Annotated in this window: 18 protein-coding genes and 1 pseudogene; 7 read left to right on the plus strand and 12 right to left on the minus strand. The window is 55.2% G+C overall.

What is annotated here, in order from left to right:
• The first annotated feature begins 159 nt into the window (after positions 1-159).
• The 4 genes from AABA21_RS04880 (at position 160) to AABA21_RS04895 (ending at position 2,436) form a co-directional block, all read left to right on the plus strand.
• Positions 160-756 (plus strand): dihydrofolate reductase family protein, encoded by a 597-nt coding sequence (locus AABA21_RS04880; protein WP_338247871.1) that lies wholly within the window; start codon positions 160-162, stop codon positions 754-756.
• A 19-nt stretch (positions 757-775) separates the two neighbouring features.
• A complete protein-coding gene (locus AABA21_RS04885; RefSeq protein ID WP_338247872.1) occupies positions 776-1,219 on the plus strand; it encodes a hypothetical protein in 444 nt (147 codons plus the stop codon).
• A 262-nt stretch (positions 1,220-1,481) separates the two neighbouring features.
• Positions 1,482-1,640, plus strand: coding sequence for a hypothetical protein (locus AABA21_RS04890; RefSeq protein ID WP_338247873.1), 159 nt, complete (start codon positions 1,482-1,484; stop codon positions 1,638-1,640).
• A 91-nt stretch (positions 1,641-1,731) separates the two neighbouring features.
• Positions 1,732-2,436 (plus strand): N-acyl homoserine lactonase family protein, encoded by a 705-nt coding sequence (locus tag AABA21_RS04895; RefSeq protein ID WP_338247874.1) that lies wholly within the window; start codon positions 1,732-1,734, stop codon positions 2,434-2,436.
• 453 nt (positions 2,437-2,889) lie between these two features.
• Here AABA21_RS04895 and AABA21_RS04900 read toward each other — a convergent pair whose 3' ends face one another.
• The gene (locus AABA21_RS04900) at positions 2,890-4,008 is read right to left on the minus strand and encodes a chitinase (protein WP_338247875.1); all 1,119 of its coding nucleotides are present in this window, start codon (positions 4,006-4,008) and stop codon (positions 2,890-2,892) included.
• Between the two features lie 400 nt (positions 4,009-4,408).
• Here AABA21_RS04900 and AABA21_RS04905 point away from each other — a divergent pair.
• Positions 4,409-4,558: pseudogene (locus tag AABA21_RS04905) on the plus strand (transposase); the annotation flags it as partial.
• 96 nt (positions 4,559-4,654) lie between these two features.
• On the opposite strand, the gene AABA21_RS04910 reads toward AABA21_RS04905, so the two are convergent.
• The 8 genes from AABA21_RS04910 to AABA21_RS04945 all read right to left on the minus strand — a co-directional run bounded on the left by AABA21_RS04910 (position 4,655) and on the right by AABA21_RS04945 (position 13,378).
• Positions 4,655-5,443: an alpha/beta fold hydrolase gene (locus AABA21_RS04910; RefSeq protein ID WP_338247877.1), complete on the minus strand. Its 789-nt coding sequence runs from the start codon at positions 5,441-5,443 to the stop codon at positions 4,655-4,657.
• 208 nt (positions 5,444-5,651) lie between these two features.
• Positions 5,652-6,023, minus strand: coding sequence for a VOC family protein (locus AABA21_RS04915; RefSeq protein ID WP_338247878.1), 372 nt, complete (start codon positions 6,021-6,023; stop codon positions 5,652-5,654).
• Positions 6,024-6,123: 100 nt separating this feature from the next.
• On the minus strand, positions 6,124-6,855 hold the full coding sequence (locus AABA21_RS04920; RefSeq protein WP_338247879.1) for a group II truncated hemoglobin: 732 nt from the start codon (positions 6,853-6,855) through the stop codon (positions 6,124-6,126).
• 127 nt (positions 6,856-6,982) lie between these two features.
• Positions 6,983-7,429: a DoxX family protein gene (locus AABA21_RS04925; protein WP_338247880.1), complete on the minus strand. Its 447-nt coding sequence runs from the start codon at positions 7,427-7,429 to the stop codon at positions 6,983-6,985.
• Positions 7,430-7,704: 275 nt separating this feature from the next.
• A complete protein-coding gene (locus tag AABA21_RS04930) occupies positions 7,705-7,998 on the minus strand; it encodes a hypothetical protein (protein ID WP_338247881.1) in 294 nt (97 codons plus the stop codon).
• A 93-nt stretch (positions 7,999-8,091) separates the two neighbouring features.
• A complete protein-coding gene (locus tag AABA21_RS39250) occupies positions 8,092-8,547 on the minus strand; it encodes a carboxymuconolactone decarboxylase family protein (protein ID WP_420917132.1) in 456 nt (151 codons plus the stop codon).
• Positions 8,548-9,052: 505 nt separating this feature from the next.
• Positions 9,053-12,280, minus strand: a complete 3,228-nt coding sequence (locus AABA21_RS04940; RefSeq protein ID WP_338247883.1) for a winged helix-turn-helix domain-containing protein — start codon at positions 12,278-12,280, stop codon at positions 9,053-9,055.
• 123 nt (positions 12,281-12,403) lie between these two features.
• Positions 12,404-13,378 (minus strand): alpha/beta hydrolase family protein, encoded by a 975-nt coding sequence (locus tag AABA21_RS04945; protein WP_338250999.1) that lies wholly within the window; start codon positions 13,376-13,378, stop codon positions 12,404-12,406.
• On the opposite strand from AABA21_RS04945, the gene AABA21_RS04950 reads away from it, so the two are divergent.
• Together AABA21_RS04950 and AABA21_RS04955 are read left to right on the plus strand one after the other, a co-directional pair.
• The gene (locus tag AABA21_RS04950) at positions 13,274-13,801 is read left to right on the plus strand and encodes a hypothetical protein (RefSeq protein WP_338251043.1); all 528 of its coding nucleotides are present in this window, start codon (positions 13,274-13,276) and stop codon (positions 13,799-13,801) included. The two genes, AABA21_RS04945 and AABA21_RS04950, sit on opposite strands and share 105 nt — an antisense overlap.
• A gap of 58 nt (positions 13,802-13,859) precedes the next feature.
• A complete protein-coding gene (locus AABA21_RS04955) occupies positions 13,860-14,411 on the plus strand; it encodes a helix-turn-helix domain-containing protein (protein WP_338247884.1) in 552 nt (183 codons plus the stop codon).
• A gap of 158 nt (positions 14,412-14,569) precedes the next feature.
• Here the strand turns inward: AABA21_RS04955 and AABA21_RS04960 are convergent, their stop codons facing one another.
• The 3 genes from AABA21_RS04960 to AABA21_RS04970 all read right to left on the minus strand — a co-directional run bounded on the left by AABA21_RS04960 (position 14,570) and on the right by AABA21_RS04970 (position 16,214).
• A complete protein-coding gene (locus AABA21_RS04960; RefSeq protein WP_338247885.1) occupies positions 14,570-14,866 on the minus strand; it encodes a VOC family protein in 297 nt (98 codons plus the stop codon).
• A gap of 301 nt (positions 14,867-15,167) precedes the next feature.
• Positions 15,168-15,725: a hypothetical protein gene (locus tag AABA21_RS04965; RefSeq protein ID WP_338247886.1), complete on the minus strand. Its 558-nt coding sequence runs from the start codon at positions 15,723-15,725 to the stop codon at positions 15,168-15,170.
• Positions 15,726-15,779: 54 nt separating this feature from the next.
• On the minus strand, positions 15,780-16,214 hold the full coding sequence (locus AABA21_RS04970; RefSeq protein ID WP_338247887.1) for a MarR family winged helix-turn-helix transcriptional regulator: 435 nt from the start codon (positions 16,212-16,214) through the stop codon (positions 15,780-15,782).
• Between the last annotated feature and the right edge of the window lie 45 nt (positions 16,215-16,259).

A 16,259-nucleotide genomic window follows, 5' to 3' on the forward strand; every position in this document is an offset into this window, starting at 1 on the left:
AGACACCCTCCCCCTATCGATAGTATACTCCCCTTGATCACTGCTCACTCAAAAGAGCGCACAGCGCTCACTAATGAACGAAGAGAAGGAAAATGAGAAAAAACCATTCTCTATGGCGAGAAAGATGAGCAGCAAGCGAGAAGAGTAAGGAGCAAAGATATGAGAAAACTCGCTGCTTTTATGCATGTCTCGTTGGATGGGTATGCGTCTCCACAGGATGGGAGCCTTGAATGGACGTTTCGGGGAATGAGCGAAGACGTTTCCCAGGCCGCACACACGCTCCTGAGCGATGTGGACATGGCTCTCTTTGGACGGCAAACCTATCAGGGAATGCAGGGATATTGGACGACAGTTCCTGGCAATCCCGAAAGCACACCAGACGAGATCGAGCACGCCTACTGGCTCGAGCAAGTCACCAAAGTCGTGTGCTCAACCACACTTGAAACGGCCAATTGGAACCATTCCATCCTCATCAAGGATCATATTGTTGAGCAAATCAACGCGCTCAAACAACAGTCTGGCCAGACCATGAAGATCTTCGGTAGCCCTCGGTTGGTCCATTCGTTGCTCGATCTTGACCCTGGATTGATCGACGAATATCGGCTTTTCTTTCATCCTATCGTGTTAGGTGATGGAGTGCCCTTATTCAAGAATGTCAAAGACAGTATCAACCTCAACCTGGTTGATTCCAGCATCTTTGGCAATGGAGTTGTCTACCTCCGTTATCAATCCGCACACCATGAGACTGATGAATAACAGCACCAGGAGGAAAAAGATGAGTCAACTTGAACTGCGTCGATCCGAGCAAAGAAAAAAACGCCTCCCATGGAGATTGTTGCCCATAGGAATTGTTATCCTGACTGTGCTGACCGCACTGGTTCACTTCATCCTCGGCCTGGGGACGTTCTGGGTGGCATCCCATGGGCCGGCACCTGTGGGTTCGACCCCACAAGGATTAGTGACGATTGCTACCCTGTTTCTCCTGAACTGTATCGGCTACCTGGCCCTCTTAGTTGCGTTCTATCTGCCCTGGCTCAAGCAAGTAAGACCGTCTATTCGCTGGCTGCTCATTGGGTATACGACCCTCACCATTGTGGTGTGGTACTTCGTTGAGTTCCGTCATGCAGATATGTTTGATTATAGTGATAAGCTTATAGAGGTCCTGCTTATTGCGTTGCTCCTGCTTGATGGCAGTCGGGCCCGTAGGCTTCCTGCCTGATGATTTGCCAAAAGTTTTAGCCGCTTCGAACACAATATGGGTCAAAAGAACTTAGACATGATACGGGTCAATTTCATAAGTGGTCCAGACTGAGAAACTGTTTTGGAATGCGAGGCGGTAATGCTGCATGGCCAAAAGAGCAAGAGAGGAGAAGTTTTTGCACAGGTTTGACGGTAGAATGTCTTGCATGCAATGAGGGAGCGGGAGACCTTTGTGCGCAAGACTGACAGGCCTGGCGTTCGCTTTCTGCTGACGAAATCTCATGTACCCGATAACGAGCAAGCATGCTATGATCGGGGCCGCATCAATTCAGGCTTTGCTGCTCTCCTTTGTAAAGCCCATCCTGGTGATTCTCGCACATGAGCAGGAAGAGGCGATCAGCTTCGGCCCACTCTATGAACGGGCCAACGTGAGCTGTTAGATTGTGTTAGCAGAAAGCGAACTCCGGGCCGATACGAATGCCAACACGATTGATATGATAGAATATATGTTTCAATTCCGAGGAGGAACTTATGAGCCAGAATGCCATGAAGCGTCTTTATCTGATGCAGGTTGGGTCCATGCCGGAATACCAGATTCCGATTGTGTGCTATCTGGTGCAAACGGGTGACGGCAAGAATATTCTGATTGACAGTGGTCTACCGGAGATTATGCCTGAAGGAGAATCGGATTTCGAGAATGGGCAGGACGTTATCGAGCAGTTAGCGAGTATTGGCTTAAAACCGGACGATATTGATACAGTCATTTCGACGCATTATGATATCGACCATGCCGGAAGACACGCGGCATTCACGAAGGCGCAATATGTTGTTCAGCGTGTGCATCATTTGGATGCGGCGAGCAACCCACGTTTTGCTGCCAATCGACCCCAATGGGATCAGCCAATGGAGCGCATTCGGCTGGTGGACGGGGACACGGAACTGCTGCCGGGACTGGAGCTGATTGAGACGAGCGGACATGTGCCGGGACATCACTCAGTGCTGGTGCGGCTGCCCAAAACGGGGGCGATTTTATTGCCGATTGACGCTGTACCCTTCAGCAAGGGCTTTACCCGTGACAAGCAGGACGACGGTAGCAACCCGGACGCCGAAGCGACCCACGCCAGTACGATAAAACTACTTGATCTGGTCGAACGGGAGCACATCGAGCTTGTAATTTTCGGTCATGACAATAAGCAATGGGAAGGGCTGAAAAAGCTGCCGGAGTATTACGAGTGAGGATGCAAGCACCCTTTTCCCGGTTCGGAGTTCCGATCGTGAAAGGTAATGGTTATATGGTAAGTGGTAGTGTTATGGTTTCATAAGAGGGCAAGACATGTCTTGCCCCTGCGAAGCGACGGAGGTGGTAAATAACCTACCATGTGAGCGACTTTTGCCCTCAAACATGGATCTGTCCCGCTTTTGGTGGTGCCAACCGATGGGCGGAACTGCATATCCCTGCTTGTAAGCAAATCTTTGAGAAGTGGAAGTACATTCCTCTCCTTGTCGAATACCAAGGATGGTCAGTTTATCGTGTTCTGTCCCATCCGGATGGGACAGAACACGATAAACTGACCATCCCTGTGATTACAGGTTTTATAGTACAGAATGTGTCCGATCTTGGATGGCTTTTGGGAAAACTTGAGAGGGCTTCGCATCCGCCATGGCTGGTACGAAGCCCTCTTTTCTGCTCTATGGAAGCGTGCTCAAATGGGGACCGACCGTGTCCGCGAAGGTATAGCTGTTGGAGGCATCCCAGTTGATTGACCAGTCCATCACGCCCCGAATGCTGGAATAGGTGGTGGGTGGAATGAAGGTTCCGCAGTTCGTGCCGGTGGCCAGACAATCGAGTGCGGCGTTAACTACTGATGGGGCCACATAGCCCTTGCCTGCGGCCTGCGTGGAGGCAGGCAGGCCAAGCCCAACCTGATCCGGGCGCAAGCCTCCCTGAAGCAGAATGCAAGCCTGGGCAGTGATGAAATCCACGCCCCCATAGGCGTACAGTTTGCCATCACAGCCGTACATGGAACCCGAATTGTAGTACTGCGTGTTCACGATGGTCAGAATGGTTTTGATGTTCAGGGCGAGCTGAAAATAGGGGCTGCTGGTCGACGCGACATCAACAGTCTGTGGGGCCAGGGTAATAATCAGGTTTGGACCTGCCAGCGTGGACAGTTGCTGGAGAGCGCTGGTCAGATAGGTGACATTAATGCCACTCTCTAGATCGATATCGACTCCGTCGAAGCCATAGCTTTGCATCAATCCATACGCGCTCGTGGCGAAATTGGTTGCGCTTGTCGCGTCGTCAATGGTGACGGTACCTGCCGCGCCTCCGACGGAGAGAATAACTTTTCTCCCCTGAGCATGGAGGGTCGCAATATCGCTGATAAACTGAGCTGTCGTATACCCGCCGAGCATGCTCGCGAGCTTCGTATCGATACTGAAGGTGATCTGGCCCTTCTGAGAGCCTGATGAAGCGAAAGCCGCTGCGATGATGTTGTAATACGGGTTTACCGCGTTCAGGGGCAGCGGGGTGGCGCTGTTCGTGAAATCCTGCCAGTAGCCGGTTAGCAGGTGTTTGGGCAGGCCACCCGGACACGATGTACAGGGGGTTGGCGTGAAGGATGGAGTCGGGAGCGGGGTTGGGGTTGAGGTCAGCGTTGGGGTGGGCGTTGGCGTCCTTTTCGCCGCAGCGTTTCCCGCCGCAAAGGTGTGTGCTGGCTGGTTGAATAAGACGAGTGTGCCAACACTTCCGAGGAGCAGAAGAAGGGCAAGAGCAAAGAAGAGTGTGTGACGAATAGAACGAGACATGGCAAATCTCCTTGCGACAGGGCGCGGAACCTCCGTTCGAGAGGAACGAGGCTGATTACATCCATATCGGTCAAACGATGGTTTGATGAACGATCGGCACATCTTGCGTGAAGGGGTAAGATATGAGATCTTAATCCCAAGCATAAAAGATGATAGCCTCCTTGTCAAGATGTCTATACCACAAGATCAGAGATCTCAAAAGTCAGGGAGGAAGTGAAAAGGAAGAGTCAATCCGGGTAGAATGCATGTACTCAAAAAACAAAGCATTCAAGGATCGACTCACGATGGGTTATACAACATGGCTGGAAAAAGCAAGACATAGGAATTACCCTGACCAACTCAGAGGCAGATGAATCAGCTCTTGCCTGGCTTTGCGCCAGAGCTTTTCGACCGGATTGAGGAGGTGGATCTAATTGTGAACGATGGGCATGACGGCCTCCTGGCAGCGATGGACACGTTGTTCACGGCGACGCTTCGGCAGCGGTGCCTGATCCATACACAACGCAATGTGCGAAGCGCCATTCCCCATCGTGAGCGCAAGGAGCTCGCCAGGAAAGAGACCAGGTCTTTTCTCTAGAAAGAAGACCTGGCGAGCTTCGCACATTGATGCATAAGTGAACAATACCTCAGGCTCGAAAAGATTCTCTCAACCTGCGAAAAACTCTACCAGCACGGGCGCGAGCACATCGGGGTCGACCTCGTGGGTCTGGCCTGCCAGCGTGCAACGTTGTGCATTGGGAAGACTGTGTGCAACTGCGTCTGCGGCTTTGTGCATCAAAGCAGGACTTGCTTCACCATCCAGGACCAGTGCTGGCACAGAAATGGATGAGATCAACGTGGTAGGTACAGAGCCATCTCCCATGATGGCGTTGTCGTAGGCGAGCGTAGGTGCCACTGCCTCGAAGGTAGACCAGAAGGGCATCTGGCGCATCCCTGCAACAGCTTGTGCAGGTGCGCCGAAGGTGGTCATAGCAAGGGCAACAGCGTCGCCCCAATGGCTCTCTGCGAGCAAGGCGGTCAACTGCTTGGTATAGTTTTCAGATGCGTGACGGCTATCGTCGTCACCAGCATTGAATGGCGCCTCATATAAGGCCATTTTCTTGATAGCAAGGCCGCGGGCCGCAGCATGCAGAGTAAGCACAGCTCCGGAAGACATACCGAACACGCATGCCAATCCCCCTGCTTCTTTGATAAGGGCTTCAAGGTCTTCAATCTCGCGCAGGGTGGCATAGGGCAGGGTATCCCCACTCTCGCCTCTACCTCGACGATCATAATGGAATACAGTAAAATGCTGTGCAAGCAGAGCAGCTAGCCTGGCAGCCTTGGGGTCAATCGCCCGATGCTGAAATGCCCCGCCCACCAGGATAACCGCTGGCCCTTCGCCCGACTGGTCGAATGCAATAGCTGTGCCGTCTTTTGAGGCTATTTTTCTCATCGCTCTTTTCCTTTCGCGTTTATTTTCGCATCGTAAGTGTACATGCTATCAGCGAAAAGGTCTTCTTAGATCTTGCTCTTTCTTTGCACCTGCTGTGCAATCCATCTTGCGTTCCCCACCGATGCTCACCAGATAGGTTGGTGAGCATCGATGGGGCAGTGAAAGTGGTCGGCAACAGCGTGAGGGCCGCCAGTTGAGGCAGCGGCAACTACGCCTGAACCACTAGCCAGCGGTTGCCATCGGGATCACTGATCTCAAACCACTTGACGCCAGAGCCCGGGCCATACAGATCATCCTTCACTTCGTTGACCCTGGCCCCCTTTGCTTTGAGCTCGTTGTACGCCGCTTCAAGATCCGAAGTCGCGAGATAGAGCTTCATCGTCCCAGGCTGCATGTTTTCATGCATTGTGGTCAGATTGAGCGAGGCACCTCCTCCGGGAAGTTCAAGGGAGACCCAGTGCTGATCGCCCTGTCCGAAGTCTGTGGTCACACGGAAGCCTAACTGCCCTGCATAGAATGCTTTGGCCTTTGCCATCTCGGTGACCGCTATCGTCAACATCGAAATTTTCTCGTTTGCCATGGGTATCATTTGCCTTTCACATATCGTACCAGAACGTGTTCTGTATTCTTCTTCATTAAACTGGAGCCAGCGCGTTTTCGCTAGCGTACCCTCCTCCAGATTAGCGAGCCATGCCAGAGGTCATCCAGCGCTGGAAGAGTGCTACTTGCTCGCGTGGCCAGGCCCCATCACAGGGCATCGACCCTTGCTGGAGCCGGTGGGAAATGCCCTGCACGTGCCTGGCGACATCGTCGTAAGACCACAGATCAAAGGCCCATTGCATGGATTGGCGATCTTTTGCGCGGAAGAGGGGTTTGATATGCTGCGTGAAGGTGATTGGTTCGTTTGGCATCATCTCTCCCTTCGTTTCCTGTGAGGAACCTATGGGTTCCGGCGAGGCTTCCCCCCAATCCCAGTGCGGGACAGGCTGATGCAGCGGTGGATTGGCTCCGGGGGCCGAATAGGTGACCGCCAAATGTGTTCCCCACCCGATATAGGAGACAAACGCCGAGCGAAACGCCTGGTCCGTTGGCAATCCGGCGTCATCGGCAGCCTGACAGATCAGCCTGGCCCAGCGTGCCCGCTGCTCCTCACTCAGTCCTTTGCCGAGATGTTGGGAGATCATATGAGCGTGGCCGCCATAGCGCTCTGTATACGCCTCTGGCCCGCCGAACACCTCACCAAGCCAGGTAGCAACGCGTTCCGGGTGGTCGGGCGCCATCCCCGCAAACAGCGGAGCCAGGAGTTCATCCTGGGAAACATACTTCTCATAGAAGATGCGCGTCAAACGGGTAAGGACTGGCAATCCTCCCATCCACTCATACAGGGTCGGTTTCTGATTGTCCATCATCATAAAATGTCCTTTCAAGAGGCAGGCTTCTCCAAGACGGCCGATGAGGCAGAGGCAAGAAATGTTCGAGCGCTTTAGCATGAGAGCGGTAGAGGATCAGGCAGCACCTGCTGATCCGCCACCTGCCTGTCTATGCACGTTTGAGGACACTGCCGAAACTATCGGTTAGCGTCCCAAGGGTGCGGCTTTGTGGTCGAAGCGCCCAGGAGGCGACCACGAGCAGAAGCACTGAACCGGTATAGATGAGGTGGAATTTGCTATCGCCCACCATGGCGTGGGAGACAAACGCGCCAGTCATGTTGAAGAACATGCCAGCATATGCCCATTCCTTGAGCCGAGGAAAGCGCGGCACGACGATAGCTATAACACCAAGAATCTTCCATGTCCCGATGATATTCAACAGGAAGAGGGGGTATCCAAGGACCGTGTGCGTTTCCACTGTTCCAAACTGCTGTGTCAACTCTCCCATAGCGCCTGCGAACATCACAAACACAAGAGCCGCAGTGACCGTCCAATACGCAATCGCTTTTCCTTTTGCTGATCTGAGAGAAACGTTCATTGATACTGTCTGTTCCACGTTGTTTTTCTCCTCTTGATGTGAAAGTAGGTGTGGTTGTCTCTGGAATGCTCTGTACAGCATTTCACACATGGACGCGAGCCTGATCCTGGGACGAAAAGCCAGTTGAAGGCATCAATACACAGAGCGGTTGTATGAGAGCCTGTACAAAGCGTTTTCTTTTGTTGGAAGCCAGTCTGTGCATGCTTCGATGAATAGGCCTGCTTCCAATTGCTATGTTTTCGTTCTCACTCTTCTGACGTAAGTTGGCCAGAGGATGTGACCGGGAAAGAGCATTACCTTAAGGCAAACAGCTCTACCGTGTATTCATCACCAAGAGAGAGATAGGGGTGGCTCTGCACCAGGCGAACTGCCTCTGCCCTCTCTTCCGCTTGAATGATGGCATAGCCATTGAGGGGAGTCGCACACTCATCTGCCGAACCATCCCCATGCAGAGTGTACCCCTGTTTCATTGGCGATCCCACGTCAAGCAGATGTTCCCCCAACCCGGTAAACCATTGTGGCCACCCCTCGTGTGATGCATCTGGCAATGTGGCTGGCCCTTTATAGAGCAAAAGAAATCTTTTCATGGTTTTCTCCCTGTGTCAGCATATTTGGCTGGTCAGCCGACGTCCACCCGGGTGGTGTGAGGATGCACGCCGACTGATCTGCTTCCCATCACCTTACCAACCCTGGCCCGCCATCTGCCTGGTCGTGGCGTTCAAGCGATTGAAGAGGTTGGTCGTGGCGATCATCAGAATGATGGCCGCCAGGCCCTTTTCGTCGTAATACCGGGTGGCCTCTTCCCAGACCTCATCGGAAACCGCGTCAGGCCGGTCGGAGAGGCGGGTGGCGGCTTCGGCGAGCGCGAGGGCGGCGCGCTCAGCATCGGTGAAGTAGGGCGTCTCCCTCCAGGCGGCCACAGCGAAGAGTCGCTCGTCTGTTTCTCCGGCCTTCCTGGCGCTCCGTGCGCCATAGTCCACACAATAGCTACAGCCATTAATCTGGCTCGCGCGCAAATGGACCAACTCAAGTGTCTTCTGTGGCACACCGCCCTGTCTGGTGGCCTTGAGCAGCGCCTGGATGGGCTGCAGGACGTCAGGAAGGATGGTTGCTGGATTGCTCATTCGTGCTTGCATGATGAAATATTCTCCTTTTCGTCTGTTCAGTTCTACCAACTTCGATGAAGCGGCATCGGGATCGTCAGCATCCCGCATGCGCTGCTCTTGCGCTTCGGTGGTTTCATCTGTCTCAAGAGAGAGCAAGATCAAACTCAAACGGTGGATCTTGAGCAGCACCCCAAAGAGGGCCGCCTGATCAGGCAAGGGGCCGGCGAGCCTCGTGGTTCCAGCTGGCTCATGGACCATCATGAGTCCAGATAACCAGTCTTGCCAGAAAGGATCAAGGTATCCTTTGATCCGAATGTGATAGTGCATCAGCCGCTTCTCCCTTTGTGGTTCTCTCCACACACATAAGGATAGCGCACAGACAGCCTGGAGACAGTCGTCAAAAGTCTACCGCAAGGAGAATATTGCGAGGGGAAAGAGCGGTGTGTTGGGGTTCTCCGTTGGGGAGGAAAATCTCAGTGAAGGACACCACCACCTGCGAACCTCTGGAGACGTCCCAGGCGGTGGTGGCAGCTGTTTAGAGCAGAGAGGCGGTACGTGCCTGGGCAATCGCCTGGGTGCGACTCTCTACACCCAGTTTCGCGAGCAGACTGCTGACATGTTTCTTGACAGTGGAAAGCTGAATCACGAGCTCGTTGGCGATCTGCTGGTTGGAGGCCCCCTCTGCCAGCAGGCTCAAAACCTCCTGCTCACGCCCGGTCAGCGGCTCGATGATCTGTGGTGAGGCAGATGCAACGCGTTCTGGGACAGGCGCAGCTTGAGATTTTTGGATCAAGGGAGCATGAGGCGTGCTCTCTGGCTTTTCCTCATGCTCAAAGGCAGCCAGCAGGCGCAAGACGTAGGGTCGAGAAACGGCCACAGCCGCACCATCCGGCTCATCCTCCTCCAGAAACGCTGCCAGGGCCTGGCGCATCGGTTTCCCTTCATCGAGATAGACGCGCAGATGACCTTCTGGTTCTGTGAGCGCAAACAGGCGTGCCGCGACGCACATTGCTTGCGCTCTCTTGCCCGCGTGATGCAGGGCCAGCAGGTGCAAGGCGAGAAACTCGATTACCGTGTCAACAGAACCTTCTCGATCAAGGTGGTGGCTGAAGCGCGAGAGCATCTCGCCCGCCTGCTCGTAGTGCTGTTGGGCCACGAGTACCCGCACCAGCATGAGCAGCTCCCAGCGACGTAAGGGATTCCAGGCATCGGGGGAGAAGGTGATTTGCGCCGCCCATGCTGCTGCCTCCGCCAGCTTCCCCTGAGCCAGCCACAATTTGACGAGCAGAACCGTGATCCAGGGAGCATGATAGGCCAGCCCACCTTGCTCAAGCAGGGCTTTAAGTCGATACAGAGCCTCTGCTGCTGCTACCAGATCTCCTCGTGCCAGCCCAAGCTGGGCTGAAAAAATCTCGGTAACGGCCAGGAGTTGCATGTGTTGCCAGTTTTGCGCAAGGCGCCGCAAACGCTGGAGCCAGTTGGGGGCCTCTTCCAGCCGGTTCCAGGCGTAGGAGATCACGAACAGGCAATAATACAGATAGCCTTCCCAGGGAGTATGCGCACCAATCTGTTCAGCCAGGGCAAGGGCTTCCAGACATTCCTGCTGAGCCTGGTGTAATTGTATGGCGTAGGTCGAGCGGATTTGAGCTGACCAGCTTAAGACGCGGGTCGCCATCAAGAGGTCTCTTTCCTCCAACAACTGCTGCTTCGCCGCGCTGAGCCGAGGAAGCAGGGGAACCCCGTATTCCTGGTACATGGTGGTCAGCCAGAAGGTGAGGTAGAGCGGGATGATGTTGCAATGGGTATCCTCATCTGGAGGAAGCGCATCAAGTTCACGAATCAGATCCCGCAAGCGCCCGGCATCGTTCTGCCTGAGAATTCCTCTGAGCTCGATCAAGGCTCGCAACTGGAACAGACGCTGCTCAATCCATACCGCCTCGGCTTTGGAGATCTCGCGGTGTGGTTGTTCCCGCCGCAGCCGTGTAGGGGGAGGAGGAAGGAGTGCTTCGAGGCGTGTGAAGGTGTGCTCTACCTGGGCAACCATGCCAACATAGATCTCCTGGCTACTCAAATTCACCGCGTCGAAGAAGCGAAATGCGGCACCAAGAGCCAGGTACAAGTGTTCACACAGAACAGCTTCTGGCAGCGAGAAGACCCAGCTATGCAGCGTTTTTGTTTCTCCACGAGACCAGAACGATCCCGAAGCCCTCTCCATCAAGGAGGCGGCATAGACGTGGTCAGAGGCAGCCAACGCGTGGGTAATAGCCTCGCGCCACTCACTTCGAGCCTCATAGAATCTAGCGGCTCTCAGATGCAAGAGCGGCACCAGTTGGGGGTAGCTGGAGTGGAGACGAGCAAGCAGAGCCTCTCGAAAGAGATCATGATAGCGGTACCACCGGCGCTGCTCGTCGAGCGGGACAAGAAAGAGGTTGGCCTGCTCCAATGCCTGCAATCTCTGCTGGCTCTCAGACTCATCTGGAGCTTCGGTAACGGCCTGACAGAGAGCCGCATTCATGCGAGGTAAAATCGCTGTCTGCAACAAAAAGTTTTGGAGGGGCGCAGGCAGCGGCGCGAGAATGTCCTGCTGCACATAATCCAGCAGATGCCGATGGGTACCCGCAAAGTCTTTCACAAAAGCGGCGTGATCTGGCCGTTTGCGCAGGGAGAGCGCGGCCAGGTGCAGCCCGGCGATCCAGCCCTCCGTTCGCTGGGAGAGGGTGCTCACGTCGTCTTCCGAGAGAGACAGACTCATGGCATCACGCAGAAAGCTGGCGGCCTCAGGCTTGCTAAAGCGCAAATCCTGGTCGCGAATCTCCAGGAGTTGTCCACGCACGCGTAAGCGCGAGAGCGGAAGATCAGGATCGGTGCGGCTGATCAAGACCAGGTGCAGGCTCGTGGGCAGATGCTCGATCAGAAAGAGCATGGAATCAATGATGGTCTGCTCAGAGATCACATGGTAGTCATCGAGAAGCAGGATGAGGTCTTGCGCGTTCTGTTCCACTTCTTGAAGCAAGGCCGCAAGGCAGATCGAGAGCGGGAGAGATTGGGGTGAGTGCAGCAGGGTGAGTGCCGTCTCTCCCAAAGCGGGACGGCATCTGCGCAGGGCTGCAATGACCAGATCCCAGAAACGGATCGGGTCATCGTCCAGTTCCTCAAGAGAAAGCCAGGCCACCACCTGCTCGCTTGTTTGTGTCCTCCCGCCGCGTTCCTGCCCCCTTTTTGACGCTGCCCATGCCGAGAGCAGGGTGGTCTTGCCACTCCCGGCAGAGGCTGAGATGAGTGTCAACGGGTGAGCGCTGATGAGATCCAATTCAGTCAGCAAGCGGGCACGCTCGACCAGAAAGCTCGGTGGACGGGGGACCGAGAGCTTGCTGGAGAGGAGCAGGCCCTGCAACTCAGATAATGGCGCATCTGGCCTGGGCGTAGCAGGGGTAGACACAGGTTCTCCGGTCAGGGCCTGTGCCTCCTGCTCTAAGCGAGCGAACGTGACCTGATCCGTGCGTCCGAGATAGCGTTTGCGGGTGCGCTGACCCTGCTTGTGATAGGCGTACCAGTAGCTGCTTCCACGGGGCCGGGCTTCTTTGAGGACTGAGAGCCGTCCAGCCTGCCCCACAAAAGCAAAGGCGGTGTGTATTTCCAACCAGCGGGAGAACGCGGCGTCATCTCCTGGGTGAAAGCATTGAACAGAGTGTCCCTGGGTGTGGAGTTCATAGCACTGGGGGTCGTTTGACCAGATGAGCGTGTGTTGCGGCGGTTTGGGCATAGTATCCCTCCTATGATGTTGGGAATCATCTCGTTCATACCCAACAGCAGGGAGTATATCACAGAACCAGGCAAGCGAGCAAAGAGGCGGTAGGAGGCCCAAAATCCATTCGATCCACCTGGATCACTCCCGCGAAAAGACACGAACGAAGCGAGCGAACATCCCTGGATGTGGTCTCAGCCATGCGGCGATGTCGGCAATCACGGCTGGATCGACGTGTTGCGCCGGGTCGTATTCTGCCGGCGTGGACGGACCAGTGCCGGAGAAGAACAGATGGTTGTCCGCCTCATAGATCTGAATCGTCACATCAGGCCGGTGAGAGAGGCCCTCCTTCCATCGTGAGAGATCGTCCTCGACCGTCACTTGATAGTCACGACCTCCCTGGAGAATGAGCATCGGTCTGTCCAGAGCCGCCGCTGTCGAAACCGGATCGTAGCTGCGCAGGTCTAACCAGTACGAACCAGAGAGGCCGAATAGTAACTCCCTGGCTGGCGTCGATGAGGACAGTTCCGGACTTTCGACCAGCGCGGCCTGGCGCGTCATCGTCTCGACGGCGGCCTCAGACGCCGGGCCAGGAGAGAGCCGGGCGAGGTAGCGGGCAACGCGGATGGCGGATCGTTGCATGGGCTGCGTATCACCAGCCATGATCACCAGACCCGCAATGGACGGCTCGGCGGTCGCGATACGCGGGGCAACCTTGCCGCCCATGCTGTGACCAAGGACGAAGACCCGCGTAGGGTCCACAGTCGGCTGCTGTTGAAGGAGGTGGACGGCGGCGACAGCATATGGTACGTACTCCTCCGCCATCGTGAAATCGCGCCTCGTTGCCACCTGCTGGCTGTGGGCATAGGTCACCATGTCGAAACGCAGGACCGCCACGCCGCGACTGGCTAACCCCCACGCGAGATCCTTGAGCGGCTTGTTCAGCCCGCTGGTTTCGTCACGGTCGAATGATCCCATTGGCGGCAGCAACACCACGCCGGGCCGCTTTCTGTGTCCGTGGGGCAGGCTCAACGTCCCTGGTACAGCAAGCGGGCTGGAGCCAACCGTGACGTCGTGCTCAGCAAACTTCTTCGGGTTCGCATAGGATGGTGGCATCCACGACGCGGTCCCCTCGGTAGCCGCAAGCAGAAGACCCTGGAGTGCGCCCTGGCTATCCACCGCCATGCGCACCGTGAATCCCCCGCGCTCACAGATGATCGGAATGCGCACGCGGATCAGCCCCTCTTTCATTTGCTCGCTCATTGGTTCTCCGATCGTGGAAACCGGGCCACGTTTGCTGATCTCAGCGCCCCAGGCATCGCGCACGATCTCGGCAGAAACAACCGCCCGGAGCGGCGGCGCAAACAACTGCTCGATCTCTCCAAAGCGCCCATCCCGGGCCATCTCGACAACGGTTGTGGCGATCGCTACTGCATCGCTGGTGGTCAATTCAGTCATCTCTTCTTTCCTTTTACCAACAAGCGCTCATCATGGAGCCGTTCTTCCATGATGGGCTTTCTTGATTATTCTCAATATTGAGAATAATACCATATAATCTCATTCTTGACAATAGTCTCATATGTGAGATAATAGAAGTATGGATACCATCGAACTTCTCTTACATCCTGTGAGGCTGCGCATCGTGCATGCCCTGTCTGGTGGGCGAACCCTCACCACGGCCCACTTGCTTGCTCGGATGCCTGACACTTCGAAGGCTACGATGTATCGGCAGGTCAGCCTGCTCGTGGATGGAGGCATCCTTGAGGTAGAGCGTGAACAGCAGGTGCGTGGCACCATTGAACGTTGGTATCGGCTGCGTCAGTCGAGCGCGGTGATCACGTCCGACGCCGCTGCGGCTGCGTCGCTGGACGATTATCGCCGTGCCTTTGCCGCCGCGATGGCCGCCTTGCTTGGCGAGTTCAACGCCTACCTCGACCGGGGCCACGCTGACCCTCCTGCTGATGCGGTTGGGTTCCGGCAGCATGCGCTGTGGCTCAGCCCGCATGAGCGCGACGAACTGATTGGGGAACTGCGCAAAGCCATTGTGCCGCAGTTGAACAACGAACCTGTACCAGGTCGTAGACAGCACCTACTCAGTCCGATCTTGTTCCCAATTGAGGACGAACCCCCACAGACCTCCGATCAGTAAATCTCTCCCTGCCCGCCGGACACCAGGGCTGCTTGGATGCCCTCTCTATTGTTCAGCTATGAATCTCGTTGCGCAACCCGTGGGTTTCACCCCTCTTCCGAGAGGCTATTCCAACGCGGTTGTTCTCCAGGTTCTCCCTTTGTCGATCTAGTCGATCATCATCTGGGCTTGCCCCGGCACAGGCTCAGGAAAGCAAAATCTTCTTCCTCGCGCTGATAGACGACGGAAAAGCCTACAGTGTGCATGTAGAAATCCAGGCTCTTTTCAAAATCTGTGATGCTTATGGAACAAGGGCGTTTGGACTTCCACGGGGAAATCATTCCGGGGAAGTGAGCAAGAAAGGGGTGAGTAATGACCAGAGAACCGACCAGCGTCTGGACGTCACTATTTCGAGCCAATCGTTTTAATTGCTGAGCGCGAAAAATAGCAATGAACCAAATATTTGGCAGATCCAAAAAGACGCGCGCACCCTTACGACGAGCGTACGCGCATCATCCCTCCACACCCCCTCCCATTCGTCCTTCCCTCTCACGTTGTCACTGACACCTCACTATGCAGGCTCGCTAGCCGTCCTCCATTCGGCAACACCAGCGGTGACAGCACCTCGCTCCTATCATCATCACCAGATTTACACACGCTCCCTGGCCCCGTTGCTCGATCACCTCCAGCCGAAACAGCGAGGCCATCTACATGGGCGAAATTGGCCGCTCAACGGTTGGCGCTCTATGAGAGAGGGCTCGCAGTTCCTCACCAACGTTACTGCCTGTTGGGTACGCCTTTCTGTACATTAGCAAGCGTGTTTAGTGGGGCAGGAGCAATATTGACAGCGGATGGCACAACCCGCAGCAGGAACCAGAAGACAACGACATGGTTCACTAGTAAGAGCGGCACATACATAGTTGGGATAAACCAGGCAACCCCAACGTGGAAGGATGGAAAGCCGACGGCCACGCCTTTGTAGGTGGCAAACAACAAATCAGCAAACCCTACAATGTTGACTAGCCAGACAAGCGGGAGGGCCAACCCTGGCCGAAGCCGTAGCACGAGGGCCGTCAGCAACGCCAGGACAGCCGTGACGAGATCGCCATAAGCAGCGGGAATGGCAAAGCCAGACGGAAGAGTCCCTCCTATCACCTGTGGGAGCAGAAACACCAATCCCTCTGTCCGAAACACATTGAGCAAGATCAATGGGAGTAATGCCTGTAGATACGGTTGCTTTGACAAACGGGGAATAACATACCAGGAAGCAATGAGTGTGAACGAAAGCAGGCTCACCGTCACACTGACCAGAAATGCAAGAAATGCAAGGTTCATAGGTGCTCTCCTTAATAGGTGTATCTACACATAATAAGAAAAAAAAAGAAGGCGCTAGTGACTTGACTCGATCGCTGCCGTGAGTTCAGCGAATAATGCCTCAACATGTTCTAAGCCGAGTTGTTGAATCATCTGTTTCTGGGCCTGTTGCCAGAGTGGCGTGGCCTGCGCAAGAACCTGTTTGCCCTCTTCAGTGAGGGTCACAACCCGCACCCGATGATCTTCACCCTCCTCAACACGAACCCATCCCTGCTGGCGTAACGGGCCGAGATTGCGTGTCAGGGTCGTCCGATCCATCCCCATGAGTTCCGCCAGGCGGTTGATAGAGATGGGAGCAGCCTGAGCAAGGCCCGCGAGCAGCGTAAACTGCGTGATGTGCAGACCGCTCGGAGCAAGGATCTCGTCATAGGTTTGGGTCATTGCGCGATCAGCACGACGAAGGGCCGCGCACACGCATTGACGTACATCAAAAAAGTCCAGTCGAGCCATTTCTTTCCCTCTTTGTAAAAGTGTATATACACATATTAAGGCAGC

This window comes from Dictyobacter halimunensis (genome assembly GCF_036245075.1).